The sequence below is a fragment of the Streptomyces canarius genome, assembly GCF_014650735.1.
GTDB lineage: Bacteria > Actinomycetota > Actinomycetes > Streptomycetales > Streptomycetaceae > Streptomyces > Streptomyces olivaceoviridis.
The window spans coordinates 132,543-148,601 of the sequence record NZ_BMVN01000009.1; the positions used below are offsets into that span (position 1 = coordinate 132,543).

Sequence of the window (16,059 nt, forward strand, 5' to 3'; positions counted from 1 at the left end):
GGTGACCCGCACCCCGATCTCCACCCCGCACCCCCCGACCGTCCTGATCCTGCGCGCCCTGGGCCTGGGCGACCTGCTGGCCGGTGTGCCCGCGCTACGGGGCGTCCGGCGGGCATTTCCCGGCCACCGGGTCGTCCTCGCCCAGCCGCCGGGGCTCACCGGACTCGCCCTGGAGACCGGGGCGGTCGACGCCGTGTTCCCGGCCGAGGCGCCGGGCCGCGCGGTGCCGGACCTCGGCCACTGGCCGGGCCCGCCCCCCGACGTCGCGGTCGACCTGCACGGCAACGGCCCCGGGAGCCGTGACGCCCTGGCCGCCCTGCGCCCGCGCCGGCTGCTCGCCCACGCCTGCCCGGACGGCCCGCCGTGGCGGGACCGGGCGAACGAACGGGACCGCTGGTGCGCCTTCCTGCACGCCTACGGCATCGCGGCCGACCCCCTGGACCTACGGCTGCCCCGGCCCACCACCCCGTCCCCGGCCCCGGGCGCGGTCGTCGTGCACCCCGGCGCGGCCTCGGGCTCCCGCCGCTGGCCGGGGGAGCGGTTCGCCGCCGTCGTACGGGCTCTGCGCGTCGCCGGCCACCACGTGGTCCTCACCGGCGGCCCCGGCGAGGACGCCCTGGTCCGCTCGGTCGCCGAACGCGGCGGCCGGCGGGGCTGCGACGTGCTGACCGGCGGTCTGCCGCTCGGGGAGCTGTCCGCGCTGGTCGCCGGGGCGTCCCTGGTGCTCAGCGGCGACACCGGCCTCGCCCACCTCGCGGTGGCCCACGGCACCCCCTCCGTCACCCTGTTCGGACCGGTCTCCCCGCGCCTGTGGGGGCCGCCCCGGAGCCCGGACCACCTCGCCCTGTGGAAGCCCGGCCCGCCCGGCGACCCGCACGGCCGCACCCCCGACGCCCGCCTGCTGCGCATCCGCGCCGGTGAGGTCGCCGCCGCCTGTCTGTCGCTCCTGCGGGACGTGCGCGGCCGGCAGCGGCAGCCGGGACCGGAGGTGGCGCATGTCCACTGAGCGGGCCCCGAGCCGCGTGCACCGGCTCACGACCGCCGGCGACCCGCGCGTCACGGTCGCCGTCATCACCCGCGACCGCAGCACCAGCCTGGTGCGCACCCTGGACGCCCTGGCCGCGCTCCCCGAGCGTCCGCCGGTCGTCGTCGTGGACAACTCCCGCGACGACACCACCCGCCGCGCGGTGGCCGGCCACCCGGCGATCGCCCGCCTGCTGCGGCCCGCCGCCAACACCGGTGCCCTCGGCCGCAACCTGGCCGTCCGGCACGCCGGCACCCCCTACGTCGCCTTCAGCGACGACGACTCCTGGTGGGAGCCGGGCAGCCTCGCCCGCGCCGCCGACCTCCTCGACCGGCACCCCCGGCTCGGCCTGCTCGCCGCCCGCACCCTGGTCGGCGACGAGGCCGCCGAGGACCCCCTCAACGCGGTGCTCGCCGCCTCCCCGCTGCCGTTGGAACCGGACCTGCCCGGCCGCCCGGTGCTCGGGTTCCTCGGCTGCGCCTGCGTGGTCCGCCGCGAGGCCTTCCTGAGCGCCGGCGGCTACCACCCGCTGCTCTTCTTCGGCGGCGAGGAGACCCTGCTCGCCTACGACCTGGCCGCCGCGGGCTGGGGCGTCGCCTACGAACCCTCCCTGCGCGCCCGCCACCACCCCGAGGACCACGACCGCACCGGCCGCTCCTTCCTCGTCCGGCGCAACCACGTGCTGACCACCTGCCTGCGCCGCCCCTGGCCGGTCGTCCTGCGCGCCGGCGCCGACCTCGCGCTGGCCGCCGCGGCGGGCCGCCCGGGAGCGCGCCGCGCCCTGAAGGAGACCGTCACCCGGTTCCCGGCCGCCCTCGCCCGCCGCCGGCCCCTGCCCCCGCGCGTCGAACACGCCGCGGGCCTGCTCGACCGCGAGCCGCCCGGCCGGCCCCGGAGAGGCACCGGGCGATGACCGGTACGGCAGCGAGCCCCATGTCCGGGACCCCCTCGACGCCCCACGAGACGGTGCCGCCCGACGCCCGCGCCCGCGATCCGGCCCGGCACGCACACGGAGACCCCGGACGACGACCACTCCACCCTGGCCGCGCACGGCAGGACGCCACGGCAAGGCGCCGGAACGAGGACGCCCCCGACCCCCACGGCGAGGCACCGGACGATCACGACGATCACGACCCCGCCCCCTGACCACCCACCCGGAGGCGCCGGACGATGACCAGTACCGCCCCCGAGACCCCCGCCCGGACCGCCCCCGACGACCGTACGACCGTCGTCCTGATCACCCACAACCGCCGTGACGAACTGCTGCGCACCCTCGCCCTGCTGCGCCGGCTGCCCGAACGGCCGCCCGTGATCGTCACCGACAACGCATCCACCGACGGCACCGCCGAAGCGGTCGCCCGTGAGTTCCCGGAGATGACCCTGCTGCGCCCCGGCCGCAACCTCGGCGCCGTCGGCCGCAACCTGGCCGTGCAGCGGGTGCGCACGCCGTACGTCGCCTTCTGCGACGACGACACCTGGTGGGCGCCCGGCAGTCTGCGCCGGGCCGCCGACCTGCTGGACGCCGGGCCCCGGCTCGCGGGCGTCACCGCGCGGATCCTCGTGGAACCGGAGGGCACCGAGGACCCGGTCGTGCCCGAACTGCGCGAGTCCCCGCTGTCCGGACCCGACTGGCTCCCCGGCCCCGCCCTCGGCTCCTTCCTCGCCGCCGCCACCGTGCTGCGCACCGGGGCCTTCCGCGCCTGCGGCGGCTTCCACCCCGGTCTGTGGCTCGGCGGCGAGGAGGAACTGCTCGCCTGCGACCTGCTCCGCCAGGGCTGGTGGCTCGCCTACGCCGAGGAACTCACCGTCCACCACCACGCCTCCCGGCTGCGCGACAGCACGGCCCGGCGGGTCCTCGGACTGCGCAACACGCTGTGGTTCACCTGGCTGCGCCGCCCGCTGCTGCCGGCGCTGCGCCGTACCGGGCACCTCATCCGGACCGTGCCCCGGGACGCCGCCTCCGCCCGCGCGTTCGCCCACGCCACCGCCGGACTGCCGTGGGTGCTGCGCCAGCGCGACCCCGTACCGCCGGACCTGGAACGCCGGCTCGCCGCGCTCGAACGAGCCCGCAGGAACTCACCCGCCCGGCGGTACGTCGGCTGAGACCCCGGCGCTACGACACGCCCGGGGACGTCGTTGCATCCCCCGCACGGCGCGGGCACAGTGATGTCCCGGTCAAGACGCGGCCGGCTGATCCTTCCTCCCGCCTCCAGGAAGCCCGATCCCCGTGGAAACCCGATCACCCAGGGAAGACGGTCAGCCGTCCCCCACCCGCGTCCGCCCCGGCGGCCCCGCCCCGCTGCTCCTACAGACCGTGCACGAGCACCGCCCGGGGCTCGGCGGCATCGGTGTCCTGAAGGCCCGGGGCACGGTCGACGCCTCCAACGCCCGGCTGTTCTCCGAAGCCCTCGCCGAGCACGTGGCCCATGCCGGCCAGGCCGGTGAACACCCCCTGCTGGACCTGAGCGAGGCGTATCTCGCCTGTGCCGACGCGGTCCGCTCCCTGGACCGGGCGACCGGGGCCCTCGCGCACACCGGCCGCGCCCTGTCCGTCGTACAGCCCAGACCGCACGTCAGGGAGGCCCTGACCTCGGCCGGCCTGCCGGGCATCCGGGTGCACGCGACCCTGGCGTCGGCCCTGGACGCCCTGACATCCCGCGAACCGTCCCGGGAACGGGCGTACCAACCGGCGTACGAACCGGCCCGCCCGGCCCCGGGCGGCCTCGGATAGCGACCGCGCCGCCCGCCACTCCGCCGCACGGCGCGGTGGATGGCGCGGCCGATGGCCCGGGGCCTACGGTGCGGGGTGGTGCACAGGTCGGGAAGAGGCCGATCGAGTTCTTTGGGACGTCCTGTCTGGGTGATGCGATGAAACCTTCTTCCGGCCGGCCTGCGGCACCGGCTCCCCTCGTGATCGAGTCCTCCGTCGTCGACGGTCTGCCCGCCGAGGGCGCCCTCCTGCTGCGCATGTCGGGCAGCCTCGACGCCGACGGAGCCCAGGCATGGTCACAGGAACTGCGCGGTCACCTGGAACAGGCGGACCGCGCCGGACTGCGCCCCGTGCTCGACATGGCACACGTCCAGCTCGGCGGCGCCGCCGTGCTGCGCACGCTCAGCGAGACGACCCGGGCGCGCACCGGACGCCCCGACCTGATCATCGTCCGCGCCCGGCCCGGGGTCCGCGAGGCGGTGCACCTGGCCCGGCTGGACGGCGTCCGGCTGTACGCCACCCTGGACGAGGCGCTGCGCGAGCTGGCGCGCGTCGCCTCCCGGGTGGAGGAGCTGCCCGCCTGGCGGTCGCAGATGGCGGACCCGCTGCGGCCCTCGTACGAGGACCTGTACAAGGAGGTCCGCGCGCTGCGCGCCCGGGTGCGGACCGCGCCGTTGATCGGCATGGCCCAGGGCACGCTCATGGTCCGCTACGGACTGCCGGACTCCGGCAGCGCCTTCCGGGCGCTGCGCGAGGCCTCGCAGCGGTTCAACGTGCCGCTGCGGGTCCTCGTCTCGGCCGTGGTGGTGGCCCGGCCCCCGGACGGTGACGTGTGGTTCCCGGGCCGCCGCTCGCTGCCGGTGCCGCAGCTGCGGATGCTGGCCCGCGGCGGCCGGGATCCGCGCTATCGCCGGCAGATGATCGACGCCGTCCTGCACGAGGCGCTGGCCATCGGGAAGGCGCCCGCCGGGTACGTGCAGTTCGTGGACCCGGCCGTGAACGCCCTGACGCTGGAGACCCACTACGGCTGCGCGGAGACGTTCCTGGACCAGCTCGTGCGCGGCCGGGGCGACGGTACGGCCGACGCGGCGGCCCGGGTCCGGGGCCGCCAGGTGAGCGTGCCCGACGTCGCGACGGACGCGCAGCTCTCCGACGACTGCCGGCGCGTGCTGCTGGCCACCGGCACGCAGGCCGTGCACAGCGTCCCGGTGCTCTCCTCCGCCGGCACGTGCACCGGCGTGATCACCCTGCACTGGCCCGACGCCGGCCACCGGACGACCGCCGCGCAGGCCGAGGCGTTCGCCCTGCTCGCCTCGGACACGGCGGCCTGGCTGAGCTGGTACCACCGCTCGGTGCTCCTGGACGCCCTCGAACACCTCCACCGGGCGCTGACCCGCCCCACGCCGTGACCGCGGTTCACCGCCGGTGTGCGTCACCCGCGTCCCCCTGGGAACCCGGACCCCGTACGGCGCACGCACCATCACGCACCATCCGGAGGGAGTCCGGCCCATGTCCAACCCACAGCAGCCCGAACAGCGGCGCAGTGACAAGGGTGGCGCCACCCCGCAGGACAGCGGCGAGCTGAAGGCCCGCCAGCCGGCCGGCCGGGGCGGTCGCCCGCACGGCTCTGACAAGGCAGGAAAGGGCGGCAAGGGCGGGGGAGAGGGCGGCGGGGCGCCTCCGGCACAGCAGCCCGATCACCCCTGACCCCGTGTCCTGCCCGATGTCTGCCGAACGGCCCCTCCGCGGGGCCGTTCGGCATGTCCGGCCGGGACCCGGCGCCACACGCTAGGCTCCGGAGCATGCGGATCTCCGTCTCCTCCGACATGGACGAACCCGTGGCCCGTCTGCTGGTCGCGGAGCTGCGGCGCCGTGGCCACGAGGTCCGGGAGCACGGCGCGCTCAGGCCCGGGGCCGACGCGCAGTGGGCGGTCTGTTCGGAGGCCGCCGCCCGGGACGTGGCAGAGGGCGCGGCCGACCAGGCGGTGGTGTGCTGCTGGACCGGTACCGGCGCGTCCATCGCGGCCAACAAGGTGCCGGGCGTGCGCGCGGCGCTGTGCGTGGACGCCGGCACGGCCGACGGAGCGCGGCGCTGGAACGACGCCAACGTCCTCGCGCTGAGCCTCAGGCTCACCTCGGAACCGGTGCTGAAGGAGATCCTCGACGCCTGGTTCGCGGCCGAGCCCAGCCAGGACCCCGAGGACCGGCGGAACGTGGCCCGCGTCGGCCGCCTGGACGCCGCCCGGGACTCTTCCTAGGGGCTTACGGCGGTCCGGCGCGGGCAGAGTCGTCGACGGGCACCGGGGCTCAGTGGGCGCCGAGTCCGCCGCCGCCGAACGAGCCGCTGGAGCCCTTGCTCCAGCGCGGACGCTGCTTCGACTCGCTCGTCCGGGTGTCCATGTTGGTCAGCTCGTACGGGGTGAGCGGGCGGTCGCCCTTGGGGATCTGCGGTATCTCCGCGGACTCCCGGTTCTCCCGTACCTCGTGCACCGGCCCCTCCGGCGGCAGCTTGGGCTGTTCCTCGGGGCGGGGGCGCGGCGACTCGCGGTATCTGACGCGCGAGGTCATCCAGAAGCCGCCGGCGAGCAGCGCGAGCACGCCCACGGCCACGACGAACAGGAAGACGCTCATCAGGCCGCTCGCCGCGGCCAGCTGCATCGATGCAGTATTCATAGAACAGAGATACCCGATCAGAACGGGACGAACCCGGACATTGGCGGTTGCGGTGGAGGGGCGCGCGGTGTCCGCCCGGCCCACCCCTGGGGCAGTGGTTTGTCGCCGCCCGCCCCGGCTACCCGCACGGTGTGACATCGCCGACTTCGCAGCAGCTCTACCGGTTCCTGGAGGACCGTTTCACCTGTGCCCAGGCGTGCACGGAGTGCGCCCGGGCCTGTGCCGTGCGCGCGAGCCTGGTCGACCCGGACGGGAGTGAGCACCAGGAGCGGGCGCGCCGGCTGGGCATCATGTGCGCCGAGGTGTGCGACGCCACCTGCCGCGTGCTGTGCGAGGAGAACCGACAGGACGAGGAGACCATCCGGGTCCGGGTGGGCTGGTGCCGCTCGGTCTGCCTGGACTGCGCCCGGGCGTTCGACGAGCACCCCGGTGCCGAGTCCGCCGCGGCGGCCTGCCGGGCCTGCGCCGACGCCTGCGCGGACTTCCTGGAAACGCTCAGGTGAGTGCCCCCGGCCGTCCCCGCCCCGGAATCCGCCCGGGCCCCGGCATTCCCAATTTCTGAAACGCGTTCTACGGTGTGCGCCGTCAGGACCGCCCTTGGGGAGCCTGGAGGCGCCGTGCACCTCGACCACACGCCCGAACAGCAGCGGTTGCGCACCGAACTGCGGGCCTACTTCGCCGGGCTGGTTCCGGACAACGCCTACGCCCGGTACGCCGACCCGGCCGCGCAGAAGCGGTTCTACCGCGACACCATCCGCCGGCTCGGCGCCGACGGCTGGCTCGGCGTCGGCTGGCCCGAGGAGTACGGCGGGCGCGGCATGACGGCGATGGAGCAGTTCATCTTCTTCGACGAGGCCGCGCAGGCCGGCGTACCCCTGCCGCTGATGGCGCTCAACACGGTCGGGCCGACGATCATGCGGTACGGCACGGACGAGCAGAAGGCGTACTTCCTGCCGCGCATCCTCTCCGGGGAGATCGACTTCGCGATCGGCTACAGCGAGCCCGGCGCGGGCACGGATCTCGCGTCCCTGAAGACCCGCGCGGTCCGCGACGGCGACGCGTACGTCGTCAACGGCCAGAAGATCTGGACCACCAACGGCGACACCGCCGACTGGGTGTGGCTGGCCGTGCGCACCGACCCCGGGGCGCCGCCGCACAAGGGCATCACCATGCTGCTGGTGCCGACCTCCGACCCCGGCTACTCCTGCACCCTCATCCGCACGCTCGCCTCCCACGACACCACCGCGAGCTACTACGAGAACGTCCGCGTCCCCGTCTCCCGCCGCGTCGGCGCCGAGAACGAGGGCTGGCGGCTGATCACCAACCAGCTCAACCACGAACGCGTCACCCTCGCCGCCCACGGCACCATGGCGATCCGCGCCCTGCACGACGTACAGCGCTGGGCGATGGAGACCAAGCTCGGCGACGGCCGCCGGGTCGCCGACCTGCCCTGGGTACGCCGCCTCCTCGCCCGCACCCACACCCGCCTCGACGCGCTCAAGCTCCTCAACCGGCAGATGGTCACCGCCGTCCAGGACGGCACGCTCACCCCGCAGGACGCCTCCGCCGTCAAGGTCTACGGCTCCGAGGCCCGCCGGGACGCCTACGCCTGGCTCATGGAGATCGTCGCCGCGGCCGGCCCCCTGAAGGAGGGCTCGGCGAACACCGTCCTGCACGGCGAACTGGAACGCGGCTACCGCTCGGCGGTCATCTTCACCTTCGGCGGCGGCAACAACGAGATCCAGCGCGAGATCATCTCCTGGATCGGCCTGGGAATGCCCCGCGTACGGCGGTAGCCAGGGTGCGCGGCCCGAGGCACCGGGTTCGACCGCGAGGCGCCGGCGCCACCGGCCAGCAGACTGGTGAGCGGGCCCACGGCGGCGATGCGCGGCTCCGCGGCCGGTGTCGCGGCCTCGCTGTGCAGGCGCGCCGCGCCGCCCGGCATCCACAGGGTGATGCCGTCGACCTGCACGCCGTTGCGGCGGGCGACCACGGCGTGCGCCAGCTCGTGCGCCGGCAGCGAGACGAGGAAGACCACTGCGGCCGGCAGGGCCAGCGTCCAGTACTGCACGGCGGAGTAGCCCGGATGGGTGCCGTCAGCCGGTTGTCCTCGCCCCGCCCTCCGTCTCGGTGAGGAGGACACCGGTGACCAGCTCGGGGCGGATGCGCACCGCCTGGTCCCTGGGTTCCAACGGCACCCAGGGCTCCAGCAGGCCACGGACGCGCTCCCGTCCGACCGGGTCGGTGACCAGCTGGGCGTACCCGGTGACGACCATGCTCCAGCCGAGGTGGGTCTCCGGGTCGATGACATCGGCCTCGTACGCGACGACCACACCCGTGCTCTCGGTTTCCCGCGCGCGAGACGTGAGCGCGGCACCCTCGTGGGTGCGGATGACGATGTCCCCGTCGTCCAGAACGTGGTTGACCGGGCGGACGGTGGGGAGAGCCTGCCGGGTGAAGACGATCCTTCCCAGCGACACGCTGCCCAGCAGCCGCAGCGCCTCGGCGTGATCGAGGTCGATGCGCCGATGTGCTCGCATCTCACGGGCCGGCATGACGTGCCTCCCTTCCGCCGCCGGTCGGGCCCGTGCCGATGGGGGGACCGTGCACTCCCGTCACCTGCTCTCACTCGTGTCCACGTCCGCCAGGGCCGCACGGCCCGCCTCAAGACGGGCCACCGGGACCCGCAACGGCGAGCACGAGACGTAGTCCAGACCGACCGCATGGAAGAAGCGGATCGACTCCGGATCGCCACCGTGCTCGCCACAGACGCCGGTCTCCAGGTCCGGGCGGGCCGCACGACCCTCCTCGACGGCGATCCGGACCAGCCGGCCCACCCCGTCCCGGTCGAGCGTCTCGAACGGTGAGGCGGTGCGCCCTTGTCCAAGTAGGCCGAGAAGAACGCGGCCTCCACGTCGTCTCCGGAGAAACCCCATGTGGTCTGGGTGAGGTCGTTGGCGCCGAAGGAGAAGAACTCCGCCTCCTCGGCGATCCGGCCGGCGGTGAGCGCCGCACGGGGCGGTTCGATCATCGTGCCGACAGGACAGTGGACGGGGGTGGCGGTCTCCTCACCCACCTCGGCCAGAACCCGGGCCACCTCTTCACGGGCGAGTCGCAGTTCCTCGAGGGCGCCGAGGGCGTCGACGAAGGCCGAACGGGCGCGCGCTGAAGGCGTCACCCGGCGGCGGTGAGCCGGCAGTCCACGCCCACGACCCCTTCCACACCCTGGACGAGGCGCGCGGCAAGTGGGATCCGTGCGGCGTCCCCGACGCGTCCCGTCAGGGTCGCGACACCGTCATTGACGACGATGTGCACGGGCTCGACCGGGGCGGGGAAGAGGACGTCGACGATGTCGCGGCGGATCTCGTCCGCCAGGTCGTTGTCGGGTCGCAGGAACACCTTCAGCAGGTCCCCGCGGCTGACCACGCCTTCGAGAACGCCCTCGGCATTGACCACGGGCAGGCGTTTGACATGCCGCAAGGCCATGATCCGTGCCGCTTCGGCGAGCGTGGCGTCCCCGTGGACGGTGACTGCCGGGGTGCTCATCAGCTCTTCGGCGGACACCGCCCCGGCCTTCGCGAGGCCGGTCAGGTGGCGCGTCCGGGGGAACCGGTCCGGGTCGCTGTCCCGGAGCGCTTCCTTCGGCAGCAGGTCGGCCTCGGAGACCACCCCGATCACCCGGCCGTCGCCCTCCAGCACGGGCAGGGCGCTGACCTTCCACTCCTCCATGCGTTCGACGATGTCCTTGAACAGCGCCTTGCGGCCCACGGCGACGACGGCACGCGTCATCACATCACCCACCCGGTGCGGGCTGCTCTCCATGCCTTCCTCCCGAAGCCGTTCGGCCGGCCGGATCGGGCGGGCGGTCACAACAGGTCACCGCTGCCGCAGGGGGCGTACAGGTCGAGCAGCCGGACTCGGGTGGCGTGCAGCCGCTGGGCGACCACACGTCCCACCCACACCGCTATGGCCCGTCCGAACGCGGCATCCGCGGCGCACCTCTCACGCACCGCCTCGGCGTCGAACTCCCAGGCACGCACCGGGGTCATCGCCTCGGCGCCCAGGTGCCAGAGGTACGGCGGGAAGTGCCAGGCCCAGCCGACCAGTTCGCCGTGCCCGAGCGACTCGACGACGGCCGGCCGGCGGCCGGGCACGTGCAGGTCGAGGGCGACGGTGCCGGTGCGGACGATCCAGAAACGGTCGGCGTGCCGGCCTTCCTCGAACAGGCGGGTGCCGGCCTCGAAGGAGACCTCACGCGCGAGGCTCATCAGCCGTTCGCGGTGCACGGGCTCAAGCGCCGTACTCATGGTGGTTGCGGAGGTCATCGCACCGGCTCCCTTCCTGGGCTGTCGCTCCCAGCGTGCGCGCCCTCGGGAGCCGGCACCACAGGCCGCCCGGACCCGGCCGTAGGCCCTTCGGCTCTTACCGCGCGGGGCATCGCCGGGCCGGTGCCCCCGCACGCCGGAGCGAGCCGGTGCCGCCCACCCGAAAGGGCCGCCCTGGACCGCCGGACGCACCCGCGGTGGAGGGAGAACGATCAGGAGCGTCTCCACACGCATGCCGTCATCGCGGTCGGTGACCCGTCCCGGCGCGACGAGGGGGTCGGCCGGGCGCTGCTGTCCCGCCTGCGCGAGCGGATGCTCACGAGGCATTTCCCGCCGGGCACCGTACTCGCGGAGTGCGACGTCGATCCGGGGCGGCTGATCCGGCTGTGGGACCACGCGGACCTGACCGTCGTCCCGCAAGCCGCGCGCACCGGCAGGACCGCGGCCAAGGTGCCCAGACCCCAGAAGAGGTCGGCGAGCTCTTCGTCCCCGGCGAGCCAGGCAGCACCCCCTGCGGTCAAGGCCGCCGCCGTGACGGCCGGCAGGGCGGTCTCCAGCCGTTCCGAGGCAACGGTCACGGCCAGGGAGCGCAGCCGTGTGATGCAGGCGGAGCGGTTCATGGCCACCTCTGTCCGTCCGGCATCGCTGGATGAGGCATGGTCCCCTTCCATCACACCCCGGCGCGCCGGCCCCGCGGCAGGGGACGAACGGCCCTGCCGCCAGGGCCGTACCAACCCTGTTCGCGCCCTCGCGGTCGTCCGCTGCGACAGCCCTGAGAACGCAGCCGGGGACAAGAGGCTTGCCATGGGCGCCATGACGAACCGGGCGCCGTATCGATCAGTGAGTCGGGAGCGCAGGCCGACAGCGACACCCCCACACGCTGCCGCACGGCTACCGCGACGCTCCGGTTCCGCCGCGGGACTCGGGGGAATAGGCTGCGCCGAGGAAGCCCGGTGCGCTGCTCCGCGCACCGGCACACGCGCGGGTCGACAACGGCAGGGGGTGACGAACGATGGCTGTGGGCACATCCGCGGGCCCGGGTGACCCCGGACTGTTCACCCCCGCCTCCGTGACCTGGCAGATGCACGGCGACCCCATGATGTGGATCGCCGGGGTCCGTGCGCTGTACCTCCAGGCGTTGCACCCGCGTGCGGTCCGGGGTGTCATGCAGAACTCCGACTTCCGGCGGGACGCCTGGGGACGGCTGATGCGGACCGCGCACTTCGTCGGGACCACGACCTACGGCACGAGCGAGGCCGCCGAGCGGGCCGGGGCGCGGGTGCGGAAGATCCACAGCATGCTCACCGCGACCGACCCGGACACCGGCGAGCGGTACGGCGTCGACGAGCCGGAGCTGCTGCTGTGGGTGCACTGCGCGGAGATCGACTCCTATCTGCACGTCCTGCGCCGCTCCGGCTTCCCGCTCAGCGACGCCCAGGCCGACCGGTACATCGCCGAACACCGCGTCAGCGCCCGCCTGGTGGGGCTCGACCCGCACACCGTACCGGCGAGCCGGGCGGAACTGGCCGCGTACTTCGAGGCGGTCCGGCCGGAGCTGGCCGCCGGACCCGAGGCACACGACGTGGACGACTTCCTGCTCCGGCCGCCGGCCCACCCCCTCCTGGTCCCGGCGCGCGTACTGCTGTGGCGGCGGGTGGCCCTGCTGGCGTACGCGTCCCTGCCGCCCTACGCCCATGAGCTGTACGGCAGGCCCGCCCCCGCGCCCGCCGTCGTCACCCGCCGGCTGCGCGTCACCGCAGCCGTGCTGCGCCGGATCCCCGCACGGCTGCGCTGGCAGCTCCCGCCGAAGCACATCCTGCGCGCCATGGCGCGACTCGGCCCGCAGGCGCGTCCGGCACCGCACAAGGTGAGGGCCTGATCCGGCCCCGGCCCGCCTCTGGCCGTCGTGGATCACCGCGTGCTACGAAGAACCATGTCCGCGAACGAGGGATCCCGCGCGTACGACGCCGTCATCGTCGGCGCAGGCCACAACGGCCTGGTCGCCGCCGCCTACCTGGCCCGGGCCGGCCGCTCGGTGCTGGTGCTGGAACGCCTGGACCACACCGGCGGCGCCGCCGTCTCCACCCGCCCGTTCGCCGGGGTCGACGCCCGCCTGTCGCGCTACTCCTACCTGGTCAGCCTGCTGCCGGACAAGATCGTGCGCGACCTCGGACTGGACTTCCGCGTCCGCTCCCGCACCATCTCGTCGTACACCCCGGCGGAGCGCGCGGGCCGGCCCACCGGCCTCCTCGTCGGCGGCGGCGAGCAGCGCACCCGGGAGGCGTTCGCCCGGCTGACCGGCGGCGACCGCGAGTACGAGGCATGGCAGCGCTTCTACGGCATGACCGGCCACGTCGCCCAGCGCGTCTTCCCGACGCTCACCGAACCGCTGCCCACCCGCGACGAACTGCGCCGCCGCATCGACGACGAGACCGCCTGGCGCGCCCTGTTCGAGGAGCCGGTCGGCGCCGCCATCGAGCGGACCTTCACCGACGACCTGGTCCGGGGCGTCGTCCTCACCGACGCGCTCATCGGCACCTTCGCCGACGCCCACGACCCCGCCCTCGTCCAGAACCGCTGCTTCCTCTACCACGTCATCGGCGGCGGGACCGGCGCCTGGGACGTGCCCGTCGGCGGCATGGGCGCGCTGACCGACGCGCTGGCCGCCGCGGCGCGCGCGGCGGGCGCGCGGATCGCCACCGGGCACGAGGCGATCCGGATCGACACGGACGGGACGACCGCCGAGGTCGTCTACCGCACCGCCGCCGGCGAGGGCACCGCCGCCGCCCGGCACGTCCTGGTGAACGCCTCCCCGCACGAACTGGCCGTCCTCACCGGCGGTCCGGCGCCCGAACCCGTCGAAGGGGCCCAGCTCAAGGTCAACATGCTGCTCACCCGGCTGCCCCGGCTGCGCGACCCCGAGGCCGATCCGCGCGAGGCGTTCGCCGGCACCTTCCACATCGCCGAGGGCTACCGGCAGCTGGCCACCGCCCACGCCCAGGCCGCCGCCGGCGAACTCCCCGCCGCGCCGCCCTCGGAGATCTACTGCCACTCCCTGACCGACCCCACCATCCTCGGCGCCGACCTGGCCGAACGCGGCTACCAGACCCTCACCCTCTTCGGTCTGCACGCCCCGGCCCGGCTCTTCGACCGGGACAACGACGCCGTACGCGAGGAACTGCTGAAGTCCACCCTCGCCCAGCTCGACGCCCACCTCGCCGAGCCCCTCGCGGACTGCCTGGCCACCGACGCCGACGGCCGCCCCTGCATCGAGGCGAAGACCCCGCTCGACCTCGAACGGGACCTGCGGCTGCCCGGCGGCAACATCTTCCACCGGGCCCTGTCCTGGCCGTACGCCGAGGAGGACAGCGGCCGTTGGGGCGTGGAGACGCGGCACCCCAACGTCCTGCTGTGCGGGGCGGGCGCGGTGCGCGGGGGCGGGGTCAGCGGGGTGCCGGGGCACAACGCGGCGATGGCGGTGCTGGAGTCGCACTGACCACGGGGTCCCGGCTCAGTCGGCCGAGCCCTGCCAGCCCACCGCCGCGATCCGTGCCGCGTCCGCCGGGCGCGCCCCGTCGAACAGCACCGTCCCGCCCGCGTCGACGCGCAGCGCGTCGACGTACGCGCCCCGGCCGGCGTACAGCGCGTCCGTGGTGTACCGCCAGCGCAGGACCAGCCGGGGGTCGGCCGGCAGGTCCGCGGTCAGCCGGTGCCAGACGCGGCCCGACCAGCCGGTGACCGTGCCCGCCGGATGGTCCTCGGGGTCCTCGCCATGGCGGGTGGTGGTGAAGGGAACCGGGTGCCAGGTGGTCCCGCCGTCCGTGGAGGACTCCAGGGCCACCAGGTCGGACCGGGGTTCGGTGTCCCACCACAGGGCGCAGCGCAGCCGGGCCGCGCCCGAGGAGGTGTCCAGCGCCGGCAGGGTGAGCGTGGCGGCCGTGGCGTTCGCCATGCCCGAGAACCAGGCCGTACGGCCGCGCGCCGGACGGACCGGCACCGCGCGGGCGAGGTGGTTCCCGGCGGCGACCCGGGGAGCGGAACCGGACCGCCAGCTACGCACCGGGTGCACGGAGTTGCCGAGGACGACCAGGAACGAGTCGGTCGTGGGGTCGAGCACGAGCGAGGTGCCGGTGAAGCCGGTGTGGCCGGCCGTGCGCGGGGTGGCCATCGCCCCCATGTACCAGTGCTGGTACAGCTCGAAGCCGAGGCCGTGCTCGTCACCGGGGAAGGCCGTGTTGAAGTCGGTGAACATCAGGTCCACCGACTCGGGCTGCAGGACGCGGGCCCGGCCGTACCGGCCGCCACTGAGCAGCGTACGGCCGAGGACCGCGAGGTCCCACGCGCTCGCGAACACGCCCGCGTGGCCGGCCACCCCGCCCAGGCTGTACGCGTTCTCGTCGTGCACCTCGCCCCACACCATCCCGCGGTCCAGCCCGGACCAAGGCCGGCGCGCGTCCTCGGTGGCCGCGATCCGCGGCTTCCAGGAGGCGGGCGGGTTGTAGCGGGTGCTGTCGAGGCCGAGCGGTCCGGTGATCTCGTCACGCAGCAGCACGTCCAGCGCGCGGCCGGTGATCTTCTCCAGGACGAGCTGGAGGGAGATCAGGTTCAGGTCCGAGTAGAGGTAGGCGGTGCCCGGCGGGTTCAGGGGCGCCTCGTCCCAGATGAGCTGGAGCTTCCCTTCGTACGTCGGCGCGTTGTACAGCGGGAGCCACGCGCGGAAGCCCGAGGTGTGGGTGAGGAGTTGACGGACGGTCACCGACTGCTTGCCCGCGCGTCCGAACTCCGGCAGGTACGAGGCGACCGTCCCCTCCAGGGCCAGTGCGCCCCGCTCGATCTGCTGCACGGCGAGGAGGGAGGTGAACAGCTTGGAGACGGAGGCCAGGTCGAACACGGTGTCCCGGGTCATCGACAGCTGCTGTTCGGGCGGCAGTTCGACGCCGGTGTCGGTCTTCTCGTCGTACCGGGCGTAGCGCACCGCCATGCCGATCGGCTCGTGCAGCGCCACGGTGCCGCCGCGCCCGGCGAGCAGCACGGCGCCCGCGTACCAGGGGTGCCGGGGGGAGGGCGCGAGGAACGCCTCGGCGTCCGTGACGAGTTGCCGCAGGTGCGCGGGGAGCAGCCCGGCGCGTTCCGGCGAGCCGTGGCGCAGGGTGGGGTGGCGGCCGGAGGCGGGTGCGGCGGCGGCCGGGCCCGCCGGGAGCGCGGCGAGGGCGAGTGCGCCGCCCGCCGCCAGGGTGCCCGCGACGAGCCGGCGGCGGGTGGGTCCGCTCGCTCGTCCGCCTGCCACGTCGTCCGTCATGCTGCGGCCTCCCGCGTGAAAGAATCTT

Annotated in this window: 17 protein-coding genes and 1 pseudogene; 11 read left to right on the top strand and 7 right to left on the bottom strand. The window is 74.6% G+C overall.

Annotated elements, in window-relative coordinates:
- Window position 1: 1 nt before the first annotated feature.
- The 7 genes from IE294_RS15765 (at window position 2) to IE294_RS15795 (ending at window position 5,992) form a co-directional block, all read left to right on the top strand.
- The gene (locus IE294_RS15765; RefSeq protein WP_189886408.1) at window positions 2–1,006 is read left to right on the top strand and encodes a glycosyltransferase family 9 protein; all 1,005 of its coding nucleotides are present in this window, start codon (window positions 2–4) and stop codon (window positions 1,004–1,006) included.
- Complete coding sequence (locus IE294_RS15770; protein WP_189886410.1) at window positions 996–1,937, top strand: glycosyltransferase family 2 protein; 942 nt, start codon at window positions 996–998, stop codon at window positions 1,935–1,937. Before IE294_RS15765 ends, IE294_RS15770 begins: the two co-directional genes overlap by 11 nt.
- Window positions 1,938–2,194: 257 nt before the next feature.
- Window positions 2,195–3,127, top strand: a complete 933-nt coding sequence (locus tag IE294_RS15775) for a glycosyltransferase family 2 protein (protein WP_189886413.1) — start codon at window positions 2,195–2,197, stop codon at window positions 3,125–3,127.
- A gap of 124 nt (window positions 3,128–3,251) precedes the next feature.
- Window positions 3,252–3,755: an STAS domain-containing protein gene (locus tag IE294_RS15780; RefSeq protein WP_229917178.1), complete on the top strand. Its 504-nt coding sequence runs from the start codon at window positions 3,252–3,254 to the stop codon at window positions 3,753–3,755.
- Between the two features lie 179 nt (window positions 3,756–3,934).
- Window positions 3,935–5,143: an ANTAR domain-containing protein gene (locus IE294_RS15785; RefSeq protein WP_189886415.1), complete on the top strand. Its 1,209-nt coding sequence runs from the start codon at window positions 3,935–3,937 to the stop codon at window positions 5,141–5,143.
- Between the two features lie 100 nt (window positions 5,144–5,243).
- The gene (locus IE294_RS15790; protein ID WP_189886417.1) at window positions 5,244–5,441 is read left to right on the top strand and encodes a hypothetical protein; all 198 of its coding nucleotides are present in this window, start codon (window positions 5,244–5,246) and stop codon (window positions 5,439–5,441) included.
- A 95-nt stretch (window positions 5,442–5,536) separates the two neighbouring features.
- On the top strand, window positions 5,537–5,992 hold the full coding sequence (locus IE294_RS15795; RefSeq protein WP_189886419.1) for an RpiB/LacA/LacB family sugar-phosphate isomerase: 456 nt from the start codon (window positions 5,537–5,539) through the stop codon (window positions 5,990–5,992).
- A 49-nt stretch (window positions 5,993–6,041) separates the two neighbouring features.
- Here IE294_RS15795 and IE294_RS15800 read toward each other — a convergent pair whose 3' ends face one another.
- A complete protein-coding gene (locus IE294_RS15800) occupies window positions 6,042–6,392 on the bottom strand; it encodes a DUF6479 family protein (protein ID WP_189886421.1) in 351 nt (116 codons plus the stop codon).
- A gap of 146 nt (window positions 6,393–6,538) precedes the next feature.
- On the opposite strand from IE294_RS15800, the gene IE294_RS15805 reads away from it, so the two are divergent.
- Entirely contained in the window at window positions 6,539–6,910 is a 372-nt protein-coding gene (locus tag IE294_RS15805) for a four-helix bundle copper-binding protein (protein ID WP_189886423.1), read from the top strand.
- 114 nt (window positions 6,911–7,024) lie between these two features.
- Window positions 7,025–8,203 carry an acyl-CoA dehydrogenase family protein gene (locus tag IE294_RS15810; RefSeq protein ID WP_189886425.1) on the top strand — a complete coding sequence of 393 codons (1,179 nt, stop codon included), beginning with the start codon at window positions 7,025–7,027 and terminating at the stop codon, window positions 8,201–8,203.
- Here the strand turns inward: IE294_RS15810 and IE294_RS15815 are convergent.
- The 5 genes and pseudogenes from IE294_RS15815 to IE294_RS15835 form a co-directional block, all read right to left on the bottom strand.
- Window positions 8,101–8,478, bottom strand: coding sequence for a site-2 protease family protein (locus tag IE294_RS15815; RefSeq protein WP_189886426.1), 378 nt, complete (start codon window positions 8,476–8,478; stop codon window positions 8,101–8,103). The two genes, IE294_RS15810 and IE294_RS15815, sit on opposite strands and share 103 nt — an antisense overlap.
- A 25-nt stretch (window positions 8,479–8,503) precedes the next feature.
- On the bottom strand, window positions 8,504–8,962 hold the full coding sequence (locus tag IE294_RS15820) for a pyridoxamine 5'-phosphate oxidase family protein (RefSeq protein ID WP_189886428.1): 459 nt from the start codon (window positions 8,960–8,962) through the stop codon (window positions 8,504–8,506).
- A 60-nt stretch (window positions 8,963–9,022) separates the two neighbouring features.
- Window positions 9,023–9,600, bottom strand: a pseudogene (locus tag IE294_RS15825) (putative PEP-binding protein); the annotation flags it as partial.
- A complete protein-coding gene (locus tag IE294_RS15830; RefSeq protein WP_189886431.1) occupies window positions 9,582–10,229 on the bottom strand; it encodes a CBS domain-containing protein in 648 nt (215 codons plus the stop codon). The gene IE294_RS15830 and the pseudogene IE294_RS15825, both read right to left, overlap by 19 nt.
- A gap of 44 nt (window positions 10,230–10,273) precedes the next feature.
- Window positions 10,274–10,732, bottom strand: coding sequence for a Crp/Fnr family transcriptional regulator (locus IE294_RS15835; RefSeq protein WP_189886433.1), 459 nt, complete (start codon window positions 10,730–10,732; stop codon window positions 10,274–10,276).
- A 1,012-nt stretch (window positions 10,733–11,744) separates the two neighbouring features.
- Here IE294_RS15835 and IE294_RS15840 point away from each other — a divergent pair.
- Entirely contained in the window at window positions 11,745–12,611 is an 867-nt protein-coding gene (locus IE294_RS15840) for an oxygenase MpaB family protein (RefSeq protein WP_189886435.1), read from the top strand.
- Between the two features lie 54 nt (window positions 12,612–12,665).
- On the top strand, window positions 12,666–14,228 hold the full coding sequence (locus tag IE294_RS15845) for a phytoene desaturase family protein (RefSeq protein ID WP_189886437.1): 1,563 nt from the start codon (window positions 12,666–12,668) through the stop codon (window positions 14,226–14,228).
- 15 nt (window positions 14,229–14,243) lie between these two features.
- Here the strand turns inward: IE294_RS15845 and IE294_RS15850 are convergent, their stop codons facing one another.
- Complete coding sequence (locus tag IE294_RS15850) at window positions 14,244–16,031, bottom strand: serine hydrolase domain-containing protein (protein WP_189886439.1); 1,788 nt, start codon at window positions 16,029–16,031, stop codon at window positions 14,244–14,246.
- Window positions 16,032–16,059: the final 28 nt, after the last annotated feature.